This window comes from Aeromonas molluscorum 848, from assembly GCF_000388115.1.
GTDB lineage: Bacteria > Pseudomonadota > Gammaproteobacteria > Enterobacterales > Aeromonadaceae > Aeromonas > Aeromonas molluscorum.
The window spans coordinates 1-19,828 of sequence record NZ_AQGQ01000067.1; the positions used below are offsets into that span (position 1 = coordinate 1).

Annotated in this window: 21 protein-coding genes; 8 read left to right on the forward strand and 13 right to left on the reverse strand. The window is 59.9% G+C overall.

Annotation, left to right across the window (positions count from 1 at the left end):
• Nucleotides 1–532: 532 nt before the first annotated feature.
• Nucleotides 533–1,132 (reverse strand): MliC family protein, encoded by a 600-nt coding sequence (locus G113_RS10715; protein WP_005901284.1) that lies wholly within the window; start codon nucleotides 1,130–1,132, stop codon nucleotides 533–535.
• Between the two features lie 127 nt (nucleotides 1,133–1,259).
• Complete coding sequence (locus tag G113_RS10720) at nucleotides 1,260–1,667, reverse strand: DUF2061 domain-containing protein (protein ID WP_005901285.1); 408 nt, start codon at nucleotides 1,665–1,667, stop codon at nucleotides 1,260–1,262.
• A gap of 138 nt (nucleotides 1,668–1,805) precedes the next feature.
• Here G113_RS10720 and G113_RS10725 point away from each other — a divergent pair, with 138 nt between their 5' ends.
• Complete coding sequence (locus G113_RS10725; RefSeq protein WP_005901286.1) at nucleotides 1,806–2,012, forward strand: hypothetical protein; 207 nt, start codon at nucleotides 1,806–1,808, stop codon at nucleotides 2,010–2,012.
• A 104-nt stretch (nucleotides 2,013–2,116) separates the two neighbouring features.
• On the opposite strand, the gene G113_RS10730 is transcribed toward G113_RS10725, so the two are convergent.
• Genes G113_RS10730 through G113_RS10740 form a run of 3 tightly spaced genes read right to left on the reverse strand, consistent with a single transcriptional unit; the run spans nucleotide 2,117 to nucleotide 5,314 of the window.
• Nucleotides 2,117–2,971, reverse strand: a complete 855-nt coding sequence (locus G113_RS10730) for a 23S rRNA (adenine(2030)-N(6))-methyltransferase RlmJ (RefSeq protein WP_005901287.1) — start codon at nucleotides 2,969–2,971, stop codon at nucleotides 2,117–2,119.
• Nucleotides 2,965–3,396 carry a DUF2390 domain-containing protein gene (locus tag G113_RS10735; RefSeq protein WP_040319134.1) on the reverse strand — a complete coding sequence of 144 codons (432 nt, stop codon included), beginning with the start codon at nucleotides 3,394–3,396 and terminating at the stop codon, nucleotides 2,965–2,967. The genes G113_RS10730 and G113_RS10735 overlap by 7 nt, the downstream gene beginning before the upstream one ends.
• A 4-nt stretch (nucleotides 3,397–3,400) precedes the next feature.
• A complete protein-coding gene (locus tag G113_RS10740) occupies nucleotides 3,401–5,314 on the reverse strand; it encodes an ABC transporter ATP-binding protein (RefSeq protein ID WP_005901289.1) in 1,914 nt (637 codons plus the stop codon).
• 242 nt (nucleotides 5,315–5,556) lie between these two features.
• On the opposite strand from G113_RS10740, the gene G113_RS10745 reads away from it, so the two are divergent.
• A complete protein-coding gene (locus G113_RS10745) occupies nucleotides 5,557–5,967 on the forward strand; it encodes a CBS domain-containing protein (RefSeq protein ID WP_005901290.1) in 411 nt (136 codons plus the stop codon).
• 96 nt (nucleotides 5,968–6,063) lie between these two features.
• Here G113_RS10745 and G113_RS10750 read toward each other — a convergent pair whose 3' ends face one another.
• Entirely contained in the window at nucleotides 6,064–6,519 is a 456-nt protein-coding gene (locus G113_RS10750; RefSeq protein WP_005901291.1) for an NfeD family protein, read from the reverse strand.
• Nucleotides 6,516–7,430, reverse strand: coding sequence for an SPFH domain-containing protein (locus G113_RS10755; RefSeq protein ID WP_005901292.1), 915 nt, complete (start codon nucleotides 7,428–7,430; stop codon nucleotides 6,516–6,518). Before G113_RS10755 ends, G113_RS10750 begins: the two co-directional genes overlap by 4 nt.
• A 194-nt stretch (nucleotides 7,431–7,624) precedes the next feature.
• On the opposite strand from G113_RS10755, the gene cysG reads away from it, so the two are divergent.
• The 5 genes from cysG to cysC all read left to right on the forward strand — a co-directional run bounded on the left by cysG (nucleotide 7,625) and on the right by cysC (nucleotide 14,005).
• Nucleotides 7,625–9,076, forward strand: coding sequence for a siroheme synthase CysG (gene cysG / locus G113_RS10760; protein WP_040319132.1), 1,452 nt, complete (start codon nucleotides 7,625–7,627; stop codon nucleotides 9,074–9,076).
• A 61-nt stretch (nucleotides 9,077–9,137) separates the two neighbouring features.
• Nucleotides 9,138–10,082, forward strand: a complete 945-nt coding sequence (gene cysD, locus G113_RS10765) for a sulfate adenylyltransferase subunit CysD (RefSeq protein WP_269077635.1) — start codon at nucleotides 9,138–9,140, stop codon at nucleotides 10,080–10,082.
• 24 nt (nucleotides 10,083–10,106) lie between these two features.
• Nucleotides 10,107–11,528 (forward strand): sulfate adenylyltransferase subunit CysN, encoded by a 1,422-nt coding sequence (gene cysN, locus G113_RS10770; protein ID WP_005901297.1) that lies wholly within the window; start codon nucleotides 10,107–10,109, stop codon nucleotides 11,526–11,528.
• A 4-nt stretch (nucleotides 11,529–11,532) separates the two neighbouring features.
• Entirely contained in the window at nucleotides 11,533–13,257 is a 1,725-nt protein-coding gene (locus tag G113_RS10775; protein ID WP_005901299.1) for an SLC13 family permease, read from the forward strand.
• Between the two features lie 157 nt (nucleotides 13,258–13,414).
• On the forward strand, nucleotides 13,415–14,005 hold the full coding sequence (cysC, locus tag G113_RS10780; protein ID WP_005901301.1) for an adenylyl-sulfate kinase: 591 nt from the start codon (nucleotides 13,415–13,417) through the stop codon (nucleotides 14,003–14,005).
• 246 nt (nucleotides 14,006–14,251) lie between these two features.
• Here the strand turns inward: cysC and G113_RS10785 are convergent, their stop codons facing one another.
• Nucleotides 14,252–14,905, reverse strand: a complete 654-nt coding sequence (locus G113_RS10785) for a hypothetical protein (RefSeq protein WP_005901303.1) — start codon at nucleotides 14,903–14,905, stop codon at nucleotides 14,252–14,254.
• Between the two features lie 111 nt (nucleotides 14,906–15,016).
• Here G113_RS10785 and G113_RS10790 point away from each other — a divergent pair, with 111 nt between their 5' ends.
• Nucleotides 15,017–15,967, forward strand: coding sequence for a transposase (locus G113_RS10790; RefSeq protein WP_005901304.1), 951 nt, complete (start codon nucleotides 15,017–15,019; stop codon nucleotides 15,965–15,967).
• A gap of 206 nt (nucleotides 15,968–16,173) precedes the next feature.
• Here the strand turns inward: G113_RS10790 and G113_RS10795 are convergent, their stop codons facing one another.
• The 5 genes from G113_RS10795 to G113_RS10815 form a co-directional block, all read right to left on the reverse strand.
• Nucleotides 16,174–17,025 carry a TIGR03899 family protein gene (locus G113_RS10795; protein WP_005901307.1) on the reverse strand — a complete coding sequence of 284 codons (852 nt, stop codon included), beginning with the start codon at nucleotides 17,023–17,025 and terminating at the stop codon, nucleotides 16,174–16,176.
• Between the two features lie 178 nt (nucleotides 17,026–17,203).
• Nucleotides 17,204–17,677: a DUF3299 domain-containing protein gene (locus tag G113_RS10800; protein WP_005901309.1), complete on the reverse strand. Its 474-nt coding sequence runs from the start codon at nucleotides 17,675–17,677 to the stop codon at nucleotides 17,204–17,206.
• Between the two features lie 23 nt (nucleotides 17,678–17,700).
• On the reverse strand, nucleotides 17,701–18,948 hold the full coding sequence (locus G113_RS10805) for an ABC transporter permease (RefSeq protein ID WP_005901311.1): 1,248 nt from the start codon (nucleotides 18,946–18,948) through the stop codon (nucleotides 17,701–17,703).
• Complete coding sequence (locus G113_RS10810; protein ID WP_005901314.1) at nucleotides 18,942–19,631, reverse strand: ABC transporter ATP-binding protein; 690 nt, start codon at nucleotides 19,629–19,631, stop codon at nucleotides 18,942–18,944. The genes G113_RS10805 and G113_RS10810 overlap by 7 nt, the downstream gene beginning before the upstream one ends.
• 4 nt (nucleotides 19,632–19,635) lie before the next feature.
• Nucleotides 19,636–19,828: ZrgA family zinc uptake protein (locus tag G113_RS10815; RefSeq protein WP_005901316.1), on the reverse strand; the 193-nt coding region annotated here is incomplete at its 5' end.

The following is a 19,828-nucleotide window of genomic DNA, read 5'->3' on the forward strand; positions in this document are numbered from 1 at the left end:
TAACACATTAATACCGCCTTCTATCTAACTCCGCTTCACCTTGATTCAGGAGTTTATAAATAATATTTTAAATCAATGAGTTACCTGCCTACCTCTGAAGCTGATTGTATTCCCTTGACCTCTTCTTTTTGCACAACCATGACGACTGTATAGAAAAGCAGTGTGACCTTGGCCATAGCAAACGCCGGCATAGCTACCGCCCCTGAATTTCAGCCTCCAGTGTGCTGCTTTTGACCAAGAGGTGAGGGTTGGCGTGGCTCATGGGTGACTCCGATGAGGCGTGTGTTGCCAATCGGGTATGTTAGCGGGTGTGGTGCGGAGGGGAAGGACGAGATAGAAGATTTCTGGGCAGGATCAACAAATTAATAAATAAGGTGGTGTGATCGATAGATGGTGGGGAGTTGTGGGAGGCGTTTTCGAAAGACGGCACTAGCGAGTGTGTGACTCTGGATGGCTGAGGCCACCCTCTGGCATAGCGGGGCGCGATTGTGGTCGGCAAGGGGGCCGCTTGCTGGCGGCCCCCGTACTGCGGTCAGTTGCCCTTGGTCGGGATCTCAGTACAGCTAAGCGTCGGCTGGCCGTAACGCTCCAGGCTGGCGTCGTTGCCCTTGGTGAAGAGCGCGAGGTTTTGGCCTTCATAACGGGCGCCGCTGGCGCTGGGGGCTTCATAGGCGAGCACCTGTTGCTGGCTGTCCCCTTCGCTCAGGTTGATCACGGCGGCGGGCAGCTTGGCGTCGTTATAGAAGTAGGTCGAGAGGCTGACGTCTTTGCCGCACTGGTAATCGACCGGCGTCGGCACCATCAACTGACCCCCCTTTATCTGCAACTCAGTGATCCGCAGCTGGTAGCTCTCTTCCACGCACTGGCGCAGATCCTTGGCCTTCCAGCAGTCGTTGCGACCCTTGATCCAGCCGCGCTGCATGGCCTTCTCCGTTTTGAGCTGCTCTTGGGAGAGGTCGGCGAGCGCCTTTGGGTAGAGGGCGGCCAGTTCGTTGTCGAGTGCCGCCAGCCCGGCATCCTTACAGATCAGGGTTTCGGTGGCGCCCTTCGCCTTGGCACAGTCAAAGGAAGGGGTAGCGGCACAGGCCAGCAGAGGGGCAAAGAGAAGGGGGCCAAGCAGCAGCTTGTTCATCGGAAAGACTCCAGTAAAAAGAGTGGGATATCCGGTTACTACAGCACACTCTACAACATAATGCAGCGGGGCCGCCGAGCGCTTTTCGCGCCGGGCGGCCCCGTTTGGCAGAACTTGCGCTCTTCTCTTATGCCAGCGCCAGTTGCTGGCGGGCGCGCCACAGACGCTCGTGGAAGAAGAAGACAACCGTGTTGATGGCAGGTTCGATCAGTGCCATCACGCCGCCGGTGATCAACTCGCCGCTCAGCAGGTAGGCGACGCCGAACGCCACCGAGAAGTGCACCAGGGCAAAGCTGCTGGTCTTGGCATTCAGGCTGTGACCCGGCTTGAATCTGTTCCAGGCCTGATCGTGGAAGTAGAAAGCGACCGTGTTGACGGCAGGCTCGATCAGGGCGATCAGGCTGGCAGTCAGCAGCTCACCGGTCAGCAGGTAAGCCACGGTAAAGGCGACACCGAAGTGCAGGATGGCAAAGCTGATGGTTTTTTCATGATGGTGACTCCCTCTGGTGATGACAGCAGTATCCACCACAATCACTATAAATGAAAACTATTCTCATCTATTGGCTGAATAGGGATTACCTATCAAAGGGGAGTATTCCACCATCATGGTGGGGTGTAGTTCGCTGTCCGCAACGCAGCCAGACTGGGCTTTCGCCATGAAAAAGGAGCTTTCATGACCATCAACTCCAACCTGTTTGTGCTGTTCGCCCTGCTGCTGATGATCGTCGTCGGCGTCGTGGCCTGGCGACTGGCCCGTCGCAAGAGCCGCCATCCTGTGCTTGTCACCTTCCTGTGCGTGCTGCTTTGCCTGGCACCGCCCTTTGCCATATTGGCCTTGCTGATATTGGCGCTGAAACAGGATCTGCCCGCCCGCGCATAAGGGCTGCACAGGTTGTCGCACAAACACAGGCCGCCGCACCAATAGAAAAAGCCCCATGATGGGGCTTTTTGTTTTTAAGCTCGGTTGCTGCGTGGGCGCGGGGATTAATCCTCGGCCTTGTTGAGCCACTCGACCCTGTACTGGGCGCCGGCGCCCTGGGCCAGTTTGGCGCACAGGGGCTTGAGGAAGGCTTCGATCTGCTCATCCAGCAGCCAGGGGGGGCTGACGATCAGCATGCCGGAGCCGTTCATGCCCCAGTCGGCGGTCTGACCGGCCACTTCCAGCTCCGCCACCAGGACGTTACCGAAGTTTTCCCGCTTGATGGCCCTGAGCATGTCGCGCGACTTGTCCGCCTCCTGCCCGAGGATGGGATACCAGAGGGCATAGATGCCGGTCGCCCAGCGCTTCTGCGCCTTTTTCAGGGTATCGACCACGGCAAAGTAGTCTTCCTTCAGTTCGTACGGTGGGTCGATCAGCACCAGGCCGCGGCGCGGAGTCGGCGGCAGCAGGGCCACCAGCCCCTCGAAACCGTCGCGATGGTGGACGGCGACACGGGGGTCATAGCCCATGTTGGCGCGCAGGTCCTCCACCTCGTTGTTGTGCAGCTCCATCAGCGCCAGCTTGTCCTGCTCGCGGATAAGGCGGCGCGACAGCTCCGGCGAGCCCGGGTAGTAGTGCAGCTGACCATCGCTATTCATCTCTTCGATGACGCCGAGATAGGGGGCCATGGGCGCCCAGTCGCTCCGCTCTTCCCACAGCCGTCCTATGCCGTCGGCATACTCGGCCTTCTTCTGGGACCAGTCGCCGCGCAGGTCGTACAAGCCACCACCGGCATGGGTATCGAGCACGATGAAGGGTTTCTCCTTCTTCTTGAGAGACTCGATGATCAGGGCCTGTACGGCATGTTTGAGGACGTCGGCGTGATTACCGGCGTGGAAGGCGTGGCGATAGCTCAGCATATTAGATCTCTCAATGGCCCCTGTTCGGCGCCCAATAAAGTCAGGTAGTTCATCAAATTGTGGCCTGGCTCCCGGCGTGGGGGCGAGGCGCGCAGACACTGCAGCAGCACACCTTGCTGCAGTTGTTCCAGCTCCAGTTCATGGGCCAGCATGGCCTGATACTCATCCTCGTCCAGCCGCGACTTGGCGCATTGGCGCAGGGCACGCCAGGGGGCGAGCACGGCTTCGGTCTGCATCAGCGCGGGTTGCAGCTCGGTGAGATCCACGCTGAGTTCGGCGAGATCCAGCCAATGCAGCAGCAGGGCAAGGTTGACGTTGCCCCCTTGGCTCTGCACGGTGAGCCAGTCCTGGCTGCGGCTGCCATAGAGCTTGCCGCTCCAGTGCCAGAAGCGCAGCGGGCTGGGCAGGCCACTGCCGCCGCTCATCAGGTCATTGCTCAAAGAAGGCTGACTCCATGGTTTCCAGCTCTTCACTGAGGGCCATCCACGCCATCTCCACCTCGTCCAGCTCCTCCTTGATGGGGCCCTGGGATTTGAGCAGCTCGGAGAGACGCGCCTTGGCACTCTCTTCGTAGATGGCGGGATCGGCGAGCTGCGCTTCCACTGCGGCCAGCTTGCCTTGCAGTTTCTCCATGCTCGCTTCCAGTTTTTCAAGCTTCTGGCGCAGGGGCCGGGTTTGCTGACGGAACTCCGCCTCGCGTCGCTTCTGATCCTTGCGCCCCAGGGCCGAGTTGGCGGTCACCAGCCCGTCGCCGGGTTTGGCGTTGGCCTCTTTCTCCTGCTCACCGAGCCACTTGTGGTAGTCGTCAAGGTCGCCATCGAACGCCTCGACCCGGCCACCGTGTACCAGATAGAAGTCATCCGTGGTGGTGCGCAGCAGGTGACGGTCGTGGGAAACCACCACCATGGCCCCCTCGAAACCTTGCAGCGCCATGGTCAGAGCGTGGCGCATCTCCAGATCCAGGTGGTTGGTCGGCTCATCGAGCAGCAAGAGGTTCGGTTTTTGCCAGGTGACGAGGGCCAGCACCAGCCGTGCCTTTTCGCCGCCGGAGAAGGGCGCCACCTTGTCCAGCGCCTTGTCGCCGTGAAAGCCGAAGCTGCCCAGATAGTTGCGCAGCTCCTGCTCGGTCTTGTCCGGGGCGAGACGGGCAAGGTGATCGAGGGGGGTATCGTCGAGTCGCAACGTCTCGAGCTGATGCTGGGCGAAGTAGCCGATGCTGACCCCGGCGCTCACCTCCAGCTTGCCAGACAGCGGCGGATTGGTGCCCGACAGCATCTTGATGAAGGTGGATTTGCCGGCGCCGTTACGGCCCAGCAGGCCGATACGGGAACCCGGAACCAGATTGAGTTTGATCTTCTCCAGGATCACCTTGTCGCCATAACCGGCACTGAGGTTCTCCATGACGATGAGTGGGGTCGGCAGGGCGGAGGGCTCGCGAAACTCGAAACTGAATTCGGAATCGGCGTGGGCAGGCAGGATCTTCTCCATCCGCTCCATGGCCTTGAGGCGACTCTGGGCCTGACGGGCCTTGGAGGCCTTGTAGCGGAATCTGTCCACATAGTCCTGCATGTGGGACATTTCCCGCTGCTGCTTCTCATACATGGACTGCTGCTGGGCCAGCTGTTCGGCCCGTTGCAGTTCGAAGTCTGAGTAACCCCCGGTGTATTCGTTGAGGCGGCCATTCTCGATATGGATGATGCGATTGATGACGGAATCGAGAAAATCCCGGTCGTGAGAGATGAGCACCAGTGTGCCCTGATAGCCCTTGAGCCACCTCTCCAGCCAGATGACGGCATCCAAGTCCAGGTGGTTGGTCGGTTCATCGAGCAAGAGCAGATCCGAGCGACAGAGCAGCGCCTGGGCCAGGTTCAGGCGCATACGCCAGCCACCGGAGAAGCTGCGCACCGGCGAACCTAGCTGCTCATCGCTAAAGCCAAGGCCGTGGAGCAGCTCGGCCGCGCGGGCGCGGATGCTGTAGGCACCTATGGTGTCGAGCTTGCCGTGCAGCTCGGCCACCAGCAGGCCATTGTCATCCTGCTCGGCCCGGGCGAGCTGGGCTTCGAGGGCGCGAAACTCCTTGTCGCCGTCGATCACGTAGTCGAGGGCCGAGCAGTCCAGGGCCGGGGTCTCCTGGGCGACACCGGCTATCTGCCAGCCGACGGGCAGGGAGAAGCTGCCGCTGTCTATGGAAAGCTCGCCACGGACCAGGGCGAAGAAGGTGGACTTGCCACAACCGTTCTTGCCGACCAGGCCCACCTTGTGGCCCGGATGTATGGTGGCGGAGGCGTTGTCCAGCAGCTTGCGGCCGCCGCGGATCAGTTCGATTTGACTGGCAACTATCATGGGTGGGATCTGCTTGCTCGAAAATGAAGAATAAAACCGGTGCAGATATTACCATGACAGGGATCTGCGCGTTCGGGAACCGGGGATGAAACTGACGGGATGTTACGTGAAATGACGCCGTTTTGCACTTGAGCCGACTGGTGCGGCGCCGATAAAGATGTCATAAAAGGGAAGTCTGGACGGTGTTGTCCCAGGCCCCGCCGTCGGGATAGGTATCCCGGCCCCTGGATAAGGAGTCTGCCATGCAGGTTGAAACCATCATGACTAGCCGCGTGGTGACCGTTGAGATGGACGATCGCCTGAGTGTCATCAAGGATATTTTCGAGCAGGCCAAGTTTCGCCATTTGCTGGTCATCGAAGAGGGGAAGCTGATTGGCATCATCTCCGATCGGGATCTGCTCCAGGCGCTGAGTCCCTATCTGGATTCTGCCGCCGAGCAGAGCCGCGATACCGAAACCCTCAATCGCCGCGCTCACCAGATCATGACTCGGGATCCTGTCACCATCTCCTCTCACCAGACCCTGGCCTATGCTGCCCGGCTGATGCTGGACAAGAAGGTATCTTGCCTGCCGGTGCTCGAGCAGGGGCAGCTGGTCGGGATATTGAGCTGGAAGGATCTGCTCAAGGCCGCGCTCGATGGCGGCAGTCTCTAGCGCTATCGCGAATCGCCGAGTGGATGCCAGCCAGCTGGCATCATGACAAAGGGCTCCGTGGAGCCCTTTTTATTGGCTTGTCATTTATCCCGGCGGTCAGGGCAGGGGATCGACCAGCAAGATGTGGGAGTCTGTGCCCACCACCTTGACCCGGCTACCGGCGGCCAGGTTGCTGGCACAGCGCACCGTCCAGACAGTGTCATCCAGATGAACCCGGCTCATCCCCTGGCTGACATCATCAAGCAGCGTCAGCTCCCGGCCCAGATAGCTGTGCATCCGTTCGTTGATGGGGGCCGCCGCATCACGGCTAGATCGGTCGCGAGCGTGTTGCCAACGCCACCAGGCCCAGGTGGTGATCAGGGATTGCAGGGCGAACAGCAGCAATTGCAACTGCCAGCCGAAGGGCCAGATCAGCAGCAGCAGACCCACCTCCAGCGCCGCAATGCCGGTCCAGAGCAGGAAGCCCACCGACCCCAGTACCTCGATGGCGAGCAGCACGAAGCCCAGTCCCAGCCAGTGCCAGTGGGTCAGGCTCACCAGCAGCGCTGTCATTTTTTATCGCCCTTGTTGAACAGCTCGGCCATGCCAGCCACGGAGCCAATCAGGCTGCCCGCTTCCAGCGGCATCATGATGATCTTGCTGTTGGGGCCTTCGCCGATCCGGGCCAGTGCTTCCGTGTACTTCTGGGCCACGAAGTAGTTGATGGCCTGCATGTCCCCCTCGGCGATGGCTTTGGAGACCATGTGAGTCGCCTTGGCTTCGGCCTCGGCGGCCCGCTCCCGTGCCTCTGCGGCGAGGAAGGCGGCCTGACGCTCACCCTCGGCCTTGAGGATCTGGGACTGTTTCTCCCCCTCGGCTTTGAGGATCTTGGATTGACGTACCCCTTCAGCCTCCAGCACCTCGGCCCGTTTCTGGCGCTCGGCCTTCATCTGGGCATTCATGGCTTCGACCAGTGCCAGGGGGGGGCGGACATCCTTGATCTCGATCCGGGTCACCTTGATGCCCCAGGGGGCGGTGGCGGCATCCATGGTGCGCAGCAGCTTCTCGTTGATGGTGTCGCGCTGGGAGAGCATCTCGTCGAGCTCCATGGCACCGAGCACGGTCCGCATGTTGGTCATGGTCAGATTGCGGATGGCGCTGATGAGGTCGTTGACCTCATAGGCTGCCTTGCGGGCGTCGACCACTTGCACGAAGCTGATGGCGTCTATGGTGACGTTGGCGTTATCCCGGGAGATGACCTCCTGGGCGGCGATGTCGAGTACCTGCTCCATCATGATGATCTTGTGCCCCACGCGGTCGACATAGGGGATCAGCAGGTTCAGACCGGGTGACAGGGTGCGGGTATAGCGTCCGAAGCGTTCAACTGTCCAGTTGTAGCCTTGAGGCACTATCTTGATGCCGGCTCCCAGGGTCGCTATTACCAAGAAGACGAAAATCCCTAGGACTATCAGTGACTCATTCATTATCAGCTCCTTATGAAACACAGGCACTAGCCTATGCCTTAGCCTGAAACACCACAAGCTTGGGTTTATTCTGGCTCGCTTAGCGGCAGTTTTTAATTACTAAAACGTCTTAAAAAGCATTTTTTATTATTTTGAGGGATAAGTAAGCCTGCCTATAGTCCCCTGAGTTAAGCAGTTTCAAGGGATGCGTCGAGATGGATTACTTACCTATGTTTGCCCGGTTGGAAGGCCGTCCCGTATTGCTGGTCGGCGGCGGTGAAGTGGCCCTGCGCAAGGCTCGCCTGCTGCTGGCGGCGGGTGCCAGACTGACGCTGGTTTCCCCTGTCCTGGCCTCTGAATTTGATGAACTGGCTGGCCGTTTCAACCATCTGCCAGTGCGGTTTGAGCCAGCCCATCTTGCGGGTCAACTGCTGGTGGTGGCCGCCACCGACGATAACGACGTCAATGCCCTTGTCTATGAGAGCGCGACCGAACTGGGTCTGTTCGTCAACCTGGTCGATGACCCTGCGCGCTCCAGCTTTATCTTCCCCTCCATCATAGACCGCTCCCCCATCATGGTGGCTGTCTCCAGCGGTGGCAAGGCTCCTGTACTGGTGCGCCTCTTGCGCGAGCGGCTCGAAAGCCTGCTGCCTAGGCATCTGGGCGGATTGGCCGAGCTTTCGGGGCGAGTGCGTCATCGCGCCAAAGAGTTGCTGAGTTCGATCTCCGACCGCCGCCGCTTCTGGGAGCGGGCCTTTGCCTCCAATGCCCTGGCTGGCCTCATCGAGAAGCAGGATTGGCAGCGTGCCGAAGCGTGGCTCAATGAGGGGCTGGACAAGGCGCAGCGCGAGCTGGGCGAGGTGGTGCTGGTGGGTGCGGGCCCCGGCGATCCTGGCTTGCTGACCCTCAAGGGGTTGCAGCAGATCCAGCAGGCGGAAGTGGTGCTTTATGACCAGCTGGTCTCCCCCGAAATCCTGGATCTGGTGCGCCGGGATGCCACCCTGATCTCGGTGGGCAAGAAGGCGGGCGATCACAGCGTGCCCCAGGACGAAACCAACCGCCTCTTGGTGCAATACGCCAAGGCGGGCAACCGGGTGGTGCGTCTCAAGGGGGGCGATCCCTTCATGTTTGGTCGCGGCGGTGAGGAGCTGGAGGTGCTGGCAGACGAGGGGATCCCCTTCTCGGTGGTGCCCGGCATCACGGCCGCCGCTGGCGCCACTGCCTATGCGGGCATACCGCTCACCCACCGCGACCATGCCCAGAGCGCCGTCTTCATTACTGGCCACTGCCAGAAAGCGGGCAAGGAGCCTGACTGGCAGCAGCTCGCGGCCACCAACCAGACTCTGGTTATCTACATGGGGCTGATGCGATCCGAACATATCCAGCAGCAGCTGATTGACCATGGCCGCCAGCCGCAGACGCCGATTGCCATCATAGAGCGCGGCACCCAGACCCGGCAGAAGGTATTGACCGGTACCCTGGGGGAGCTGGCCACCTTGGCCCGGCATGCGGCAAGCCCCTCGCTCATCGTCATTGGCGAGGTGGTGTCACTGCGTGACCGACTCGCCTGGTTTGGCGAGAAAAGTGGCGAGAAAAGCGCAGAGATAAACGATGAGCAAAACGGCGAGCCACGTGGCTGCGACCTGAAGCTGGTCAGCCTGGCCTGACCCACCCGACTTGATTTGCCGGTGAGGCCTGAGCCTTATCGAACTGAACCCGAACCGCGCTCTGACCACGCGCGTTAGCCAGACCAGAGGACCCGACATGGACCGTGAAAGATTGACCCATTTGCAGCAGCTGGAAGCCGAGAGCATCCACATCATCCGCGAGGTGGCTGCCGAATTTGAGAACCCGGTGATGATGTACTCCATCGGCAAGGACTCCTCCGTCATGTTGCACCTGGCCCGCAAGGCCTTCTACCCGGGCAAGATCCCCTTCCCCCTGCTCCATGTGGACACCAACTGGAAGTTCAAGGAGATGATCAAGTTCCGGGACGAAACCGCCGAGAAATACGGGCTGGATCTCATTGTCCACAAGAACCCGGACGGTCTGGCCATGGACATCAACCCCTTCGTGCATGGCAGCGGCAAGCACACCGACATCATGAAGACCGAGGGGCTCAAGCAGGCGCTCAACAAATACGGCTTCGATGCCGCCTTCGGCGGGGCGCGCCGCGACGAGGAGAAGTCCCGGGCCAAGGAGCGGGTCTACTCCTTCCGTGACAAGTCTCACCGCTGGGACCCCAAGAACCAGCGGCCCGAGCTGTGGCGCGTCTACAACAGCCAGGTCAACAAGGGGGAGAGCATCCGGGTGTTCCCGCTCTCCAACTGGACCGAGCTCGACATCTGGCAATACATCTATCTGGAAAACATCGACATAGTGCCGCTCTACTTTGCCGCCATGCGTCCGGTGGTGGAGCGCAGTGGCATCAAGATCATGGTGGATGACGAGCGCATGCCCATAGGCCCGGATGACGAGGTGAAGCAGGAGCTGGTGCGTTTTCGCACCCTGGGTTGCTACCCGCTGACCGGCGCCATCGAATCCAATGCCACCACACTGCCGGAGATCATCGAGGAGATGCTGATCACCACCTCGAGCGAGCGGCAGGGGCGGCTCATCGACCACGATCAGGCCGGCTCCATGGAGCAGAAGAAGCGTCAGGGCTATTTCTAAAAAAATGTTCTAAGGAATCGCATCATGAACAACCATATTCAGACCGCCATCAGCGAACAGGGCATTGAAGCCTACCTGTATGCCCAGCAGCACAAGAGCCTGCTGCGTTTTCTCACCTGCGGCAGCGTGGATGACGGCAAGAGCACTCTCATCGGTCGCCTGCTGCACGACTCCCAGCAGATCTATGAAGATCAGCTCAAAGCCTTGGAATCCGACAGCCAGAAGCTGGGCACCACCGGCGAGAAGCTGGATCTGGCGCTGCTGGTGGACGGCCTGCAGGCCGAGCGCGAGCAGGGCATCACCATCGACGTGGCCTACCGCTATTTCTCGACCGCCAAGCGCAAGTTCATCATCTCGGATACCCCGGGTCACGAGCAGTACACCCGCAACATGGCGACCGGTGCCTCCACCTGCGATCTGGCCATCATTCTGATCGATGCCCGCAAGGGTGTGCTGGATCAGACCCGTCGCCACAGCTTTATCGCCAGCCTGCTCGGCATCAAGCAGTTCGTGGTAGCGGTCAACAAGATGGATCTGGTGGAGTTCAGCCAGGAGGTGTTCGATCGCATCAGTGCCGATTACCGCGAATTCGCCAAAAAGCTCAACGTCGACACCATACAGATAGTGCCTGTCTCCGCCCTGGACGGTGACAACGTGGTCAATGAGAGCGACAAGCTGGCCTGGTATCAGGGCGAGACCCTGCTTTCCCTGCTGGAAAATGCGGAGGTCGAGCGCGAGCTGGAGCGTCATCCGGTGCGTCTGCCGGTGCAGTACGTCAACCGCCCCAACCTCGATTTTCGCGGTTTCGCGGGCACCCTGGCCTCCGGCATTCTGCGGGTCGGCGACCGGCTTGCGGTGCTGCCGTCCGGCAAGGAGAGCACTGTGACCCGCATCGTCACCTTCGATGGGGACCTGGAATATGCCCTGCCGGGTCAGGCCATCACTGTGACTTTTGCCGATGAAATCGACATCAGCCGTGGCGATCTGCTGGTGGACGCCGCCCAGCGGCCGCAAGTGACCCAGAACGTGCTGGCGCACATCGTCTGGATGGGGGAGGAGTCCCTGCAACCGGGCCGGGTCTATGACATCAAGCTGGCCACCAAGAAGACCCGTGGTCAGGTGGAGGTCATCCGTCATCGCATCGAGATCAACAAGCTGGACGAGCTGGATGCCAGCGAGCTCAAGCTCAACGAGATAGGTCTGTGTGAGCTGAGTCTGACCGACCCGGTGGCGTTTGATCCATACACGGATATCCGCGATACCGGCAGCTTCATCCTGATCGACCGGCTGACCAACGTCACCGTCGGGGCTGGCATGATAGTGGAAGGACTGGCCGGCAAGGCGGTCCAGGGCCAGTACAGCGCGTTTGAAGTTGAATTCAATGCACTGGTACGCAAGCACTTCCCCCACTGGCAGGCGCTGACCATCACCAACAGCAAGGAGTAAGTCCATGACCTGGCAACAATCCCTGGTGCTGGGTCTGCTGGCTGCCCTTATCATCCTGTTGATCCAGGGTAAACTCCGTCCGGCGCTGCTCTTCTCGGGCGCCGTGCTCATCACCTATCTGAGCGGGCTGGCGGACATCAACGCCGTGGTGGCGGGTTACACCAACAGCGCCCTGCTGACCCTGGTGCTGCTGCTGCTGGTGTCGCTGGCGGTGGAGAAGACCCGGGTCATGAGCTGGTTCGCCAATCTGGTGGGCACGGGGTCGTTCAACAAGGTGCTGGTAAAGCTGTGGTTTTCTACTGCCTTTCTGTCGGCCTTCGTCAACAACACCGCCGTGGTGGCCTCGATGCTGGGGGCGGTCAAACGCAATCCCAACCATGCCCCCTCCCGGCTGCTGCTGCCCATGTGCTTCGCCGCCACCTTCGGTGGCGTACTGACGCTGATCGGCACCTCCACCAACCTCATCGTCAACAGCTTCCTCATCAAGATGGGGGCCGAGCCCCTTGGCATGTTCGACTTCTTCATGGTGGGGGCGGGGACCCTGCTGACCGGTCTGGCGGCCGTGCTGCTGTTTGCCCGTTATCTGCCGGAGCAGGATACCGAGATGAGCCGGGAATCCGGCTATTTTCTCGAAGCCAAGGTGGGCGCAGGCTCGCCGCTGGCGGGGCGCAGCGTCAAGGAGAACGGGCTGCGCAGCCTCAAAAGCCTCTATCTGGCGGAGATCATTCGCGGCAGTCAGGTGATCTGCCCGGTGCAGCCGGAGCACGAGCTGCACGAGGGGGACATGCTGCTGTTTTGCGGCGACGTGGAGAGCGTCGGCGTGCTGCAAGAGCTCAAGGGACTGGAACTCTATGGCCAGCACCGGCTCAACGGTCAGCATCTGGTGGAGGTGATCGTCAGTCACAGCTCGCGACTGGTGGGGCAATCCATCAAGGATGCCGAGTTTCGCACCCACTTCGATGCGGTGGTGCTGGCGGTACGCCGGGGCGAGACTCAGCTCACCGGCGGCCTCGGCCAGATTGAGCTGCATGCGGGGGATACCCTGCTGCTGGCGCCGGGCCCCAAGTTTGCGAGCAACAAGTCACTCTCCCGGGAGTTTGTGGTGGTGAGCGGACTGGAAGCCTCGACCCGGCTTGATGGCAAGCGCAGCGCCGCCGTGGTGGTGGGCTTTCTCGGGGTGCTGGCGCTGTCGGTGCTGGATCTGGTGCCGCTGTTCAAGGGGCTGCTCATGATGCTGGTAGCGCTATTGTTCACTCGCATCCTGACCCTGGACGAGATCCGCCGCCGCTTTCCTCTCGACATCTGGCTGGTGGTGGGCGGCGCGCTCGCCATCGCCGATCAGCTGGAGAGCAGTGGTCTGGCCAAGTTGATTGCCGACGCCTTGATGGGGGAGTTCAATGGTGCCAGCCCCATCATCGCCTTTATCGGCATCTACTTCTTCACCCTGGTGCTGACCGAGTTGATGAGCAACAACGCCGCGGCCGCCCTGGCCTTCCCCATGGGTTACCAGCTGGCGCTCAGCATGGATGTCTCGACCATGCCGTTCATCCTGGCGGTGCTGTTTGGTGCCAGCTCCAGCTTTATATTGCCTTATGGCTATCAGACCAATCTGATGGTCTATGCGGCGGGCAACTACAAGATGCCGGACTACCTCAAGCTGGCCCTGCCTGTGTCTCTGGCCTACAGCATTGGGGTGATCATCATGGTGCCCCTGCTGTTTCCGTTTTGATGTGAGATGGCGGGTGATAAAGGCGGGTGCGATGCAAGAGGTTGAGATGCGCAGCAGTGGGCAGCGGCAAGCCCCGTCCATTGATGGGCAGAAGCTTGGTTGCGGAAGTCAGAAGAGTTTCAGCGTGGCAGCGTCAATGCCAAACAAGGAGTTTTAGATGAGCAATATCGTGTGGCACGACCATGCCGTCAGCAAACAGAGCCGTTCTGAATTGAAGGGGCAAAAGCCGCAGGTGATCTGGTTTACCGGGCTCTCCGGGGCGGGAAAATCCACCCTGGCGGGGGCCCTGGAGCAGGCGCTGGCTGCGGAAGGCAAGCATACCTATCTGCTCGATGGCGACAATGTGCGCCACGGCCTCTGTGGCGATCTTGGCTTCGATGATGCCGCCAGACAGGAGAATATCCGCCGGGTCGGCGAGGTGGCAAAACTCATGGTGGATGCGGGCCTTATCGTGCTCACCGCCTTTATCTCGCCGTTTCGTGCCGAGCGGCAACTGGTGCGCAATCTCGTGGGTGAAGGGGAGTTTGTCGAGGTCTTTGTCGATGCGCCGCTCGCCGTCTGTGAAGAGCGCGACCCCAAGGGGCTCTACAAAAAGGCGCGGGCAGGGGAGATCCGTAACTTCACCGGCATCGACTCCGCCTATGAGGCGCCGGAACGGCCGGAAATTCATCTGCTCAATGCCGGTAAATCGGTGGAAGTGTTGGTGGATGAGTTGCTTACTGCGCTAAGGCAGGGGAACTACCTGTAGTTGGATCGGAAGAACGTATAACAAGCGCCCGGCAGCGGGCCAGTTGGCCACCACAGGCGCTGATGGGCTGGCGGTAGCCACTATAAGCAAAAGTCGGTCATTATCGGAAAACCCATAAATCCAGCTTATAGTGGTACCGATGAGCCTTGAGCTGCCTAAAGTCTGCCGATAGCAACCCCGCAAGGGGTTCTTCCGATCCCTGCTTATATCGCGGGGGGTTATTCGCGATTGTCCGAATACGCTGCGCTATTCGAACCTACGGGCTGGAATAATTCCGCTGCTTATAAATAAGCGACAAAGCTCTGTTGGAATTATTACACCTCCATCTAAACCACCATTATTAACACCTAATCCCGCATTTACATACGCCAATAGAGTCGACTCTTCCATGTTGAGTGATTCTCTTGTCGTTGATTGAGAAAATAGTGCAATCCCATTGATTTCAAATGTTGGTATTCTCTCAAGTGCATGAAGCATGTGACGAAGTTGGCTATAGTTAATAATTTCTTTGGCGTAAGCAGAAAAACACTTTGCTGCTAATTCTGGCTTTGCTTCACTTTCCATGCGATCGAGGATTTCAATTAGTGCAGTGCCTACTTTTCCGGCGAACTTATCATCTTCGTTTAACTTATCAATCATTATCATTCTATCGTGCAGTGGTATGTCTGATAACTGATCAATAAATTTAATTAGCTTGGTTGCAAATATATGATCTTTAACCATGCTGATACTATTGCACATGCTTACGACTGTGCTGACAAAAGGAATTTCTTTAAGTGCTCCTGACTCTAAAGCTGCGTCTATGCCCAGCTCTGCATATTCTTTACCTAGGCTAATTACAGATTCAGATCTAACAATGTGAGCTACAACTTCACCTTTTGAGGTCTCTTTTTTTCCCATTTTCCATCTCCAATTAGTAAAATAAATATTGGGAAATCTGGGACACCCACCAATTTGACAGCAGCGTAGCATGCAGCTTCGCTTGATGGGTAGCCCGTCGAGGAGTGTGTCATGACCATCGCGCGTTCACGCCAGATCAGCCTGCAAGACACGCCCTATTACCATGTGGTCAGCCGTTGTGTGCGGCGGGCTTTCTTGTGTGGGCAAGATGCGCATTCTGGCCATAGCTATGAGCACCGACGCCAGTGGGTGGTTGACCGGATTGGCCAACTATCCCGCCAGTTTGCCATCGGGGTATGCGCCTATGCCGTGATGAGCAACCACTATCATCTGGTGCTCAAAGTCGAGTTCGAAACCGCCGCGAGGTGGAGCGAGCGAGAAGTGGCCGAGCGCTGGGCTGCGCTGTTTCAATGGCCGCCATTAGTGCGGCGTTGGTATCAGCATGAATCCCTGATTGCGCCCGAGCTCGAAGTGGTTCGAGGGGTTATCGCTGAGTGGCGTGAACGGCTGCACTCCATCAGCTGGTTTGTGCGATTGCTCAACGAGAGCATGGCGCGACAGGCCAATCAGGAAGATGGCTGCAAGGGCCACTTTTGGGAAGGACGCTTCAAAACTCAGGCGCTGCTGACAGAGTCGGCTCTGCTGGCCTGCATGGCCTATGTTGATTTGAACCCGGTCCGGGCTGCATTGGCCGACAGGCCGGAGCAAAGTGATTACACCAGCATCAAACAACGTCTTGAGGACGAGGAGCCCAAAGTCACATTGCCTCCGTTGTTGCTGCCGTTTGCCAACCCGGGCAAACAGGACGGGTTGCCATGTGTCTTCATTGACTATCTGATGCTGGTAGACTGGACCGGCCGTGCCATCAGAGCAGACAAGCGGGGCCATATTCCGGAGGGGCTGGCTCCCATCTTGCAGCGGCTGAGCCTTGATGAAGTGCAGTGGTTGCGACAAGTGACACTGTTTCGGCGGCGGGGTATCAGGGTGATGGGCGACAAGACGCGCTGCCTGCGTTACGCAGAGCATTGTGGCCAGCGACGATGTCACCAGCCGTTACCTTGAGTTGCACCGCACCCTGAGCCCCGGCACAAGTCTCTGATGCCAAGTTGACGGTGGCTGAAAAGTAGCTTTTTAAGCCAACACCGCAACTATCTCTCCTTACCTGCTCCACAGTCCTCAATCATGACGTCATCACGGTAACCGCCGCCAGCCATGCAGAGGCTTGCTCAAAATGGTGGGTGTCCTAATGGGGGGGGGCTCTGGGGCCATCAGACCCCTTCGTTTTCCTGGGCCGGGGCTGTGGTGACGCTCACCTCCATGGTGAGCCCCTGACCGAGCACGGTTTTCAGATCCTGCAGGTACTCCTCCAGTGGTGACTCCTGTAACAGCTGGGCGAGTTCATTGCCCACAGGCGTCAGGCGGTAGTAGAGCAGGGTGATGTTGGCCTGCTTGCGTTGCAGGCGCCACTGCTGGTTGCCAAACGCCAGTTCCACTCCGTCGGCGGGCAGCGGACCGGATTCCAGTTCGCCCCTGTGCAGCAAACCCAGCTCGAACAGCTGCAACAGGGCGCCATATGGGAGCCGGTATTTGCCAAGGCCAAGGCGGGTCACCTTGGCGCGGGTGAGCAGGCTGGCGCCCTTGTGCAGGCCCAGCAGCAGACGCTGCTCATCGCTGCCCGCATAGTGGCAGGAGAGGGCGCAGACTCGCTGAAACAGCATGGCTTCGCGCTGGGTCATCTCCTTGAGGGTGGCCAGGGCACGTATTGAAAAGCGGCCGGGAGTGGCAACCTCGATGGCGAAGATGCGGCCCCACAACTGCTGCATGGGCACCATGCTGATGTCCTCGGCCAGTTGCAGGAAACGGGTCAGCCAGTCGCTGTCCATCTCGCCGCCAGCGGCGGTCTCTTCGCAGTGGCGTGACGCCATCACCATGATGGCTTCCAGGTTGCGCTGGCGCGCCGCCTGATCCGCCAACTGGCGAAAGCTTGCCCTCTGCTCGAAGGTGCTGTCTGTGTTGCGGGTCAGCATGCCGTCTATGCCCCGGCTGCGGGCCAGGCGCAGGGTCTGCTCCTGGCTGCTGAGGATGGCACTCTCTTTCTTGGGTGGGGGCAGATCGGCCATGGCGGCTCCATGCACAGGGGGACTGGGGTCAGATGTTACTCTAGTTGGCCCGACCGGTAATACCCCCGTGCGACAGGTTGGGACTCAGTTAGCAAAACGGCCCCGGAGGGGCCGCGTTGGTGACTATTGGTTGATGGTGATGGTCGAGGGTTCACGTCTCGACAGCATATCCCCGGGATTACTCTTCGTAGACGGCGACCTCGACCGCCTCCATGCTGTAGCCGGTGTTAGCCATATCCTGGCTGGTGCTCACCGTCTTGATCTTGCCCTTGACCCAGATGGCATCCCAGAGGTCATCCACGGGGGCGCCTTTGGGGTAGCTGACATAGACCACCTGGTTAGTGGGCGGGGGCGGCACATGAATACAGGCGCCAAAATAGGGCACCAGCAGGAAGGCGGTGACCTTCTTGGCATCCCCTTCCAGTGGCACCACGAAGCCGGGCAGGCGGATCTCCTGGCCGTCCAGTGCCTGGTTGACCTCCCCGACGGGCTGCGGCACCGAGCTCATGTCGCCATCATGAGGCACCGGAGGCGGTGGCAGCACGCTTTGGCCCGGCGGCAGCAGGGCATCCCAATCCAGGGTCTTGAATGGTTCGGCGGCCTGGGCTGGCAACACCAGCAGGCTTGCCAACATGACCATGAGTCTCAACATCATCTTCTGTCCTTCTCGATTCTTCACACGCGAATGCTCATGCCGTCGCTCAGGCTGTAGCGATAGGCACGGGCGGCAGGCAGCAGGCCTATGACCACCCCCGCCAGCCAGACCAGCCCCAGCAGTTGCCATTCGTAGGCGCTCGGCAGTGCCAGGCCAAGTTGCAGGCCATAGTGGCTGAGCAGCCAGGGCGAGGCAAGCCCCTGGCCCAGATAGAGGGCGGCGACGCCAAGCACTATGCCCTGGCTGGTCAGGGCCATGGCCTCCATAGTCAGCAGGGTGAACAGGTGCCCCGGGCCTGCGCCAAGGGACCTCAGTATGGCGAGCTCGCGGCGCCGTTCGTTGAGCCCGGCCAGCAAGGTAGTGAGCATGCCGATGAGACCGGCAACCACCACGAAGGCGGCGATGACGGAGAGCGCCGTCTCGGCCACGCTCATCATGGCCCACAGCTCCTGCAGGGCGGCCCCGGGCAGGATCGCCATCAGCGGCTCGCCCGGGTAGGTGTTGATGGTACGCTGCAGCTGGAATGCCAGGATGCGGTTGCTCAATCCCACCATGAAGGCGGTGATGGTCTTGGGGGTGAGATCCCGCTCCAGTGCCTGATCGGCGGTGACATTCTTGCTGTGGCGACCTGTGTCCCAGCCCAGATGGATCGCCTCTATGCCCGCCAGCGGCACATGCACGGTGCGATCGATGGGGGTGCCCGTCGGCGCCAGTATGCCCACGACGGTGAAGGGCAGGTTGTCATGCTGGCTGAACGAGGTATTGCCGGCGCCATGGGCGATGACGATGGACTGGCCTATGTGGTAGCCGAGCTTGGCCGCCACCTGGGCGCCGAGCACTGCCTCGAACGGTGTCTGGAAGGGACGCCCCTCCCGCATCGCCAGGGCTTGTTGGCGACCGTATTTGAGGTGCGTGAAGTAGTCGCCATTGGTGCCCAATACTCGGAAACCCTTGTGTGAGTCGCCGAGGGAGAGGGGGATGGTCCAGGCGATGCCGGGCTTATCCTTGATGGATTGGTAGGAATCCCAGCCGACATTATTGGTGGGATTGCCGATACGAAACACGGAGTAGAGCAGCAGGTTCACCTGACCGGAGCGGGCGCCGACGATGAGATCCGTACCCGAAACGGTATTGGCGAAGCTGTCGCGTGCCTGCATCCGCACCCGTTCCACTCCAAGCAGCAAGGTGACGCTGATGGCGACTGCCAGCAGGGTGAGGCCGGCGGTGAGACGGCGGGCCCAGAGACTTTGCAGGGCAAGTTTCAGCATGTGGACCTCAGGTTCAGTGTTTGCAGGTTTTCAACCCGGGGGAACAGGGGCTCGAGATGGGGATCGTGGCTGACGAAGATGAGGGTGCTGCCCTGCTTGTCGCACTCCTCGAATAACAGGCGGATGAAGGCGGCCCTGTTGTCGGTATCGAGCGCCGAGGTGGGTTCGTCGGCGATTACCAGCTGGGGTGAGCCGATGAGGGCGCGGGCGGCGGCAACCCGTTGCTGCTGGCCGATGCTCAGGGCATGGACAGGCCGCATCAGGGCATCGCCGGGCAGTTGCAGTTCACCGAGCAGGCGACGAGCCTCTTGTTCGGGCGAACCCTGGAGTCTGGCGCGCTTTTGTGGCGCGAAAGTGAGTGCTGTGGTGACATTGTCCAGCACGCTCAAAAATGGCAACAAGTTGAATTGTTGGAAGATATAACCCAAATGGTCGGCGCGGAAGCGATCCCGCGCCCGACCTGAGAGCTGGGCCAATGGCTGGCCCAGCACCTTGAGTTTGCCCTGGTTGGCTATCTGGATCCCCGCCAGCAGGCCAAGCAGGGTCGATTTTCCCGAACCTGAGGGGCCCTTGATGAAGACACGTTCCCCCTGTTCTATCCGCAGAGAGGGCAGTTCGAGTACGGCACCCTGACCAGGCCAGGCGAATGCGAGATCCTGGATCTCAACCACGGCAGTCGTCATGGGATCACCAGTTCACTGTGTTGGCGGTGGGGGTCAGCTCGGCGGCGGTCTGGCCGCTGGGCAATATGCCCTGCACCGTCAGCTTGCTGAGGCTGGGATATACCGAGAACAGCTTGGCGGTCAGGCCGCTGAGTTGATCCGGGGCTGTGCAGTTGTAGGTATACATGGCGCCGAGATCGGCATGTTCATGCTGTTCA

Bases quoted from the DNA above. Each gene is read 5' to 3' on its own strand.
- G113_RS10715 (WP_005901284.1), bottom strand. From the start codon at position 1,132: ATGAACAAGCTGCTGCTTGGCCCCCTTCTCTTTGCCCCTCTGCTGGCC.
- G113_RS10725 (WP_005901286.1), top strand. From the start codon at position 1,806: ATGACCATCAACTCCAACCTGTTTGTGCTGTTCGCCCTGCTGCTGATG.
- G113_RS10730 (WP_005901287.1), bottom strand. From the start codon at position 2,971: ATGCTGAGCTATCGCCACGCCTTCCACGCCGGTAATCACGCCGACGTC.
- G113_RS10735 (WP_040319134.1), bottom strand. From the start codon at position 3,396: ATGAGCGGCGGCAGTGGCCTGCCCAGCCCGCTGCGCTTCTGGCACTGG.
- G113_RS10740 (WP_005901289.1), bottom strand. From the start codon at position 5,314: ATGATAGTTGCCAGTCAAATCGAACTGATCCGCGGCGGCCGCAAGCTG.
- G113_RS10745 (WP_005901290.1), top strand. From the start codon at position 5,557: ATGCAGGTTGAAACCATCATGACTAGCCGCGTGGTGACCGTTGAGATG.
- G113_RS10750 (WP_005901291.1), bottom strand. From the start codon at position 6,519: ATGACAGCGCTGCTGGTGAGCCTGACCCACTGGCACTGGCTGGGACTG.
- G113_RS10755 (WP_005901292.1), bottom strand. From the start codon at position 7,430: ATGAATGAGTCACTGATAGTCCTAGGGATTTTCGTCTTCTTGGTAATA.
- cysG (WP_040319132.1), top strand. From the start codon at position 7,625: ATGGATTACTTACCTATGTTTGCCCGGTTGGAAGGCCGTCCCGTATTG.
- cysN (WP_005901297.1), top strand. From the start codon at position 10,107: ATGAACAACCATATTCAGACCGCCATCAGCGAACAGGGCATTGAAGCC.
- G113_RS10775 (WP_005901299.1), top strand. From the start codon at position 11,533: ATGACCTGGCAACAATCCCTGGTGCTGGGTCTGCTGGCTGCCCTTATC.
- cysC (WP_005901301.1), top strand. From the start codon at position 13,415: ATGAGCAATATCGTGTGGCACGACCATGCCGTCAGCAAACAGAGCCGT.
- G113_RS10785 (WP_005901303.1), bottom strand. From the start codon at position 14,905: ATGGGAAAAAAAGAGACCTCAAAAGGTGAAGTTGTAGCTCACATTGTT.
- G113_RS10790 (WP_005901304.1), top strand. From the start codon at position 15,017: ATGACCATCGCGCGTTCACGCCAGATCAGCCTGCAAGACACGCCCTAT.
- G113_RS10795 (WP_005901307.1), bottom strand. From the start codon at position 17,025: ATGGCCGATCTGCCCCCACCCAAGAAAGAGAGTGCCATCCTCAGCAGC.
- G113_RS10800 (WP_005901309.1), bottom strand. From the start codon at position 17,677: ATGTTGAGACTCATGGTCATGTTGGCAAGCCTGCTGGTGTTGCCAGCC.
- G113_RS10805 (WP_005901311.1), bottom strand. From the start codon at position 18,948: ATGCTGAAACTTGCCCTGCAAAGTCTCTGGGCCCGCCGTCTCACCGCC.
- G113_RS10810 (WP_005901314.1), bottom strand. From the start codon at position 19,631: ATGACGACTGCCGTGGTTGAGATCCAGGATCTCGCATTCGCCTGGCCT.